This is a genomic window from Streptomyces prasinopilosus, assembly GCF_001419695.1.
Lineage (GTDB): Bacteria > Actinomycetota > Actinomycetes > Streptomycetales > Streptomycetaceae > Streptomyces > Streptomyces prasinopilosus.
This window is the reverse complement of record NZ_LIRG01000316.1, coordinates 1-3,964: the sequence shown is the minus strand read 5'-3', so window position 1 is coordinate 3,964 and position 3,964 is coordinate 1. Positions and strand designations below refer to the sequence as shown.

The window sequence follows — 3,964 nt, the reverse complement described above, 5'->3', positions numbered from 1 at the left end:
ACTCGACGTCGGGCCGCGGCATGAGGTAGGTCGCGTTCGGGAAGGTGGGCACCCAGTCGCGTCCGTCGAGCCGGAGGAGGTCGATCTCGTCGTCAACACCCATCTGCACGACGACCACGTCGGCTGGAACACCCGGCTCGACGGACGCGACTGGGTGCCCACCTTCCCGAACGCGACCTACCTCATGCCGCGGCCCGACGTCGAGTACTGGCATCCGGAGAACCTGCCCCGCACCAGGTTCGGCCGGGGGAACCAGAACGTCTACGAGGACAGCATCGACCCGGTGATCGATGCCGGGCTCGTCAGGACCTGGGACGACTCCCACGTCATCGACGCCAACCTCCGGCTCCAACCGGCACCCGGGCACACTCCGGGTTCCTCGGTCGTCCACCTCGAGTCCGGGGGCGACCGCGCGGTCTTCGCCGGTGACCTGCTGCACGGTGCGATCCAGGTCCCCGAGCCCCACCTCAACAGCTGCTTCGAGGAGGACGAGGACGCCGCCCGCGCCAGCCGGGCACGGATGTACGCCTACGCCGCCGACCACAACGCCCTCGTGCTGCCCGCTCACCTGCCCGGCCACGGCGCCTTCGAGATCCGGCGCAGGGGCGCCGGGTTCGAGATCTCCGGCTGGGCGCCCTTCTCCCGCACCTGACCACCGCATCGGCGGCCCGGCGGGGCCCTCGGCGCCCCACCCCAGGACGACCTCGCACCACACCGTCCGGCGCGCGGGCCTCTCCGGTCGGCGGCTCACAGGTAGCTGACGCCCGTCAGTTCCTCGGCCGCCGCCCAGAGCCGCCTGCCGACGGCCGGATCGGCCGCCTCCCGGCTGAGCCGGGCCTCGGTGACCCGGCCGCGCGTCTCCCCGAATCCGGACGGCCCGAAGAACTGGCCGCCCCGCGCACCGGGGTCGGTCGCGGCGCGCAACTGGGGCAGCGCGCCCTGCTCCACCGGCTGCGTGAGCAGCAGGCCGGCCCGCGCGATCACCCGCCCGAGCCGGCCGCGGTGCTCCCAGGCACGCGGAGTCAGGTTGGTGCGGGTGAGACCGGGGTGGGCCAGTGTGCTGACGATCGGTGATCCCGCGGCGCGCAGGCGCCGGTCCAGCTCGATGCCGAAGACCGTGGTGGCGAGCTTGGACCGGCCGTAGGCGGAAGAGGCCCCGTAGTCACGCTCGGACATCAGGTCGTCGAAGTCGAGGTGCGCGTTCTTGTGGGTGATCGAGCTGAGACCGACCACCCGGGGTTCCCTCGCCGCCGCCAGCCTGTCGAGCAGCAGGCCGGTCAGGGCGAAATGCCCCAGCATGTTGGTGCCGATGTGCAGCTCGAAGCCGTCGGCGGTGGTGCGGCGCGGGCCGAGCAGCACCAGGCCGGCGTTGTTGACCAGCAGGTCGACCACCGGAAGGTCGGCGGCCGACTGCGCGGCGAACGCACGGACGGAATCGAGCGAGGCCAGGTCCAGCTCGCGCACCTCGACGTCACCGCCGATCCGGCGGGCGGCCTCCTCACCGGCGGCGACGTCACGGACCGCGAGCACGACGTGAGCGCCGCGGCGGGCCAGCTCGGTGGCGGTGACCAGGCCGAGACCCGAGTTCGCACCGGTCACGACGGCGGTCCTGCCCTGCTGGTCGGGGATGCGGTCGGCGGTCCATCCGGCCATCTGCTGCTCCTGAGGGTGTCGGCGGGGGGTGGAGGGGGTGGACCGACGACGTTAGGAGCGGTGCGGGCCGGTTCGGTCGTTCCGGTTTCCCTAGGTCTGCGGGACCTACCCCGGACGCCCGGCGGGGGAACACACTGGGGACATGACCCATCCGTACGCCCGTGAGTTCGGTGATTTCCTGCGCGCCCGGCGCGACAGGCTGCGCCCGCACGACGTCGGCCTGGAGCCGGGCGGCCGGCGCAAGGTCACCGGGCTGCGGCGCGAAGAGCTGGCCCTGCTGGCCGGGTTGAGCACCGACTACTACCAGCGGATGGAACAGGGCCGGGAGGTACGCCCCTCCGACGACGTCCTGGACGCGCTCGCCGGCGCGCTCAACCTCGACGACGCGGAACGCCGCCACCTGTTCACCCTGGCCCGTGCCGCCCGCCGCCCCGTGCCCGCCCGGGTGGAGCACGGTCCGGAGAGGGTGCCCGACAGCACCCGGCGGCTGCTGCGGGTCATGGACACCCCGGCGGTCGTACTCGGCCGGCACCTCGACCTGCTCGCCTGGAACCCGATGGCGGAGGCACTGCTCGGCAGTCCGGACAGCTACCCGCCCGACCGGCTCAACATGCTCCTCCTGCTGTTCGACGACACGATGACCGGCGAGCGGAACTGCCCGGACCGGGAGCGGCAGGCCCTGGAGTACATCGGCATGATGCGCGCCGCCGTCGCCACCGACCCCACCCATCCGCGCGCCACCGCGATCATCGGCGAGCTGAGCATCCGCAGCGCCGAGTTCCGGCGGCTGTGGGCCCGGCACGACGTACGGGCCTCGGTCAGCGGCACCAAGACCTTCCGGGTCCCCGAGGTCGGCGACCTCGTCCTGGACTGGGACACCTATCCGCTGCCCGGCCGGCCCGGCCCGGTCATGCTGGTCTTCACCGCCGAGCCGGGCAGCGCCGACGCGGACCGGCTGCACCTCCTGGCAGCGTTGCGCGCGACCCGCTCGAACGGGAAGGGCACGCCGCCGGCCACCTCACGCTGAGCCCGGGGCGCCCTCACACCGCACCGTCGGTACGCGGCACCGCCGTACGGACGCTGTACCGCCCTGTCCGGGCCGCGACGCGTGACGCCCGGCACCGGTGGCGAGTTGAACACGGGCGACACAGGGAGGTGTGGGGCATGAACGTGGAACCTTACGGCGCGGACGAGGAGTCGGCGGCCGTTCTGCGGACCGTCGGACGGGTCATCAAGATGTGCCGGGAGCGGGAGGGCATGACCCAGGCCGGTCTCGGGGCGGCCATCAGGTACAGCGAGGAGCAGGTGTCGTCCGTCGAGCGCGGACGACGGGCGCCGACGGAGTCCTTCCTCGAAGCGGCGGACCGGGTGCTGGACGCGGGCAGTCTGATCGCGGGGCTGAAGAACGATGTGGAGAAGGCGCGGTTCCCGAAGAAGGTGCGGGACTTGGCCAAGCTGGAGGACGAGGCGGTCGAGCTGTGCGCCTACGCGAATCACGTCGTGCACGGCTTGCTCCAGACGCCGGAGTACGCACGGGCCATCTATGGCATGCGGCGACCCCCGTACACCGAGGATCATGTGGACGGGCTCGTCGAGGCCCGCTTGGCGCGGCAGAAGATCTTCGACCAGCAGTCTGCTCCCGTCTTCAGCTTTGTCCAGGAAGAGGTGACGCTGCGCCGCCCGCTCGGGGGCAGAATGGTGATGCGGAAGCAGCTCGAGCACCTCTTGCAGGTCGGTCGGCGGCGGAACGTGGAGATCCAGGTGCTGCCCACGGATCGTGAGGACCACGCCGGACTCGCAGGGGCGCTGCAACTGCTGCGGCTGAAGGAGGGGATCACCGTGGGCCACATCGAGGTCCAGTTGATCAATCGGCTGATCTCCGACCCCAAAGAGATCCAAGTCCTCGAAATCCGCTATGGCATCATCCGATCCCAGGCCCTCACGCCCCGTGAGTCGCTGGCCTTCATCGAGAAAGTGCTGGGAGAGACCTGATGACCAACCGCCCGTCCGGGAACGGTTCCGCGCTGGAGTGGGTCAAGAGCAGCTACAGCACGAACGACGGCCCCGAGTGCGTCGAGGTCGCCTCCACCCCCGGAACCATCCACGTCCGCGACTCGAAGCACATACACGGCCCCCGCCTCGCCTTCGCCCCCCAGCAGTGGGCCGCCTTCCTGCCGTACGCCTCCGGACGGCGATGACCCGGCCGCCTCCGCGTCCTCCCCTCGGGCGGAGGACCTGGAGGCGGCGAGCGGCCGCATCGGCCGCCTCCGGAGCGGCCACCGGCGGTAAAGGCCGGTGGCCGCTCCGGAGG

General features: G+C 71.7%; 5 protein-coding genes. 4 read left to right on the top strand and 1 reads right to left on the bottom strand.

Annotation, left to right across the window (positions count from 1 at the left end):
- Window positions 1–652, top strand: a 652-nt coding sequence (locus AOK18_RS14240) for an MBL fold metallo-hydrolase (RefSeq protein ID WP_055694594.1), incomplete at its 5' end; no start/stop codon positions are given.
- Between the two features lie 95 nt (window positions 653–747).
- Here AOK18_RS14240 and AOK18_RS14235 read toward each other — a convergent pair.
- The gene (locus AOK18_RS14235) at window positions 748–1,653 is read right to left on the bottom strand and encodes an oxidoreductase (protein ID WP_055694593.1); all 906 of its coding nucleotides are present in this window, start codon (window positions 1,651–1,653) and stop codon (window positions 748–750) included.
- Window positions 1,654–1,795: 142 nt separating this feature from the next.
- Here AOK18_RS14235 and AOK18_RS14230 point away from each other — a divergent pair, with 142 nt between their 5' ends.
- The 3 genes from AOK18_RS14230 to AOK18_RS14220 all read left to right on the top strand — a co-directional run bounded on the left by AOK18_RS14230 (window position 1,796) and on the right by AOK18_RS14220 (window position 3,851).
- The gene (locus AOK18_RS14230; RefSeq protein ID WP_055694592.1) at window positions 1,796–2,680 is read left to right on the top strand and encodes a helix-turn-helix transcriptional regulator; all 885 of its coding nucleotides are present in this window, start codon (window positions 1,796–1,798) and stop codon (window positions 2,678–2,680) included.
- Window positions 2,681–2,817: 137 nt separating this feature from the next.
- Window positions 2,818–3,645, top strand: coding sequence for a helix-turn-helix domain-containing protein (locus AOK18_RS14225; RefSeq protein WP_055694591.1), 828 nt, complete (start codon window positions 2,818–2,820; stop codon window positions 3,643–3,645).
- Complete coding sequence (locus tag AOK18_RS14220; protein WP_055575051.1) at window positions 3,645–3,851, top strand: DUF397 domain-containing protein; 207 nt, start codon at window positions 3,645–3,647, stop codon at window positions 3,849–3,851. Before AOK18_RS14225 ends, AOK18_RS14220 begins: the two co-directional genes overlap by 1 nt.
- Window positions 3,852–3,964 lie beyond the last annotated feature (113 nt).

Bases quoted from the DNA above. Each gene is read 5' to 3' on its own strand.
- AOK18_RS14235 (WP_055694593.1), bottom strand. From the start codon at position 1,653: ATGGCCGGATGGACCGCCGACCGCATCCCCGACCAGCAGGGCAGGACC.
- AOK18_RS14230 (WP_055694592.1), top strand. From the start codon at position 1,796: ATGACCCATCCGTACGCCCGTGAGTTCGGTGATTTCCTGCGCGCCCGG.
- AOK18_RS14225 (WP_055694591.1), top strand. From the start codon at position 2,818: ATGAACGTGGAACCTTACGGCGCGGACGAGGAGTCGGCGGCCGTTCTG.
- AOK18_RS14220 (WP_055575051.1), top strand. From the start codon at position 3,645: ATGACCAACCGCCCGTCCGGGAACGGTTCCGCGCTGGAGTGGGTCAAG.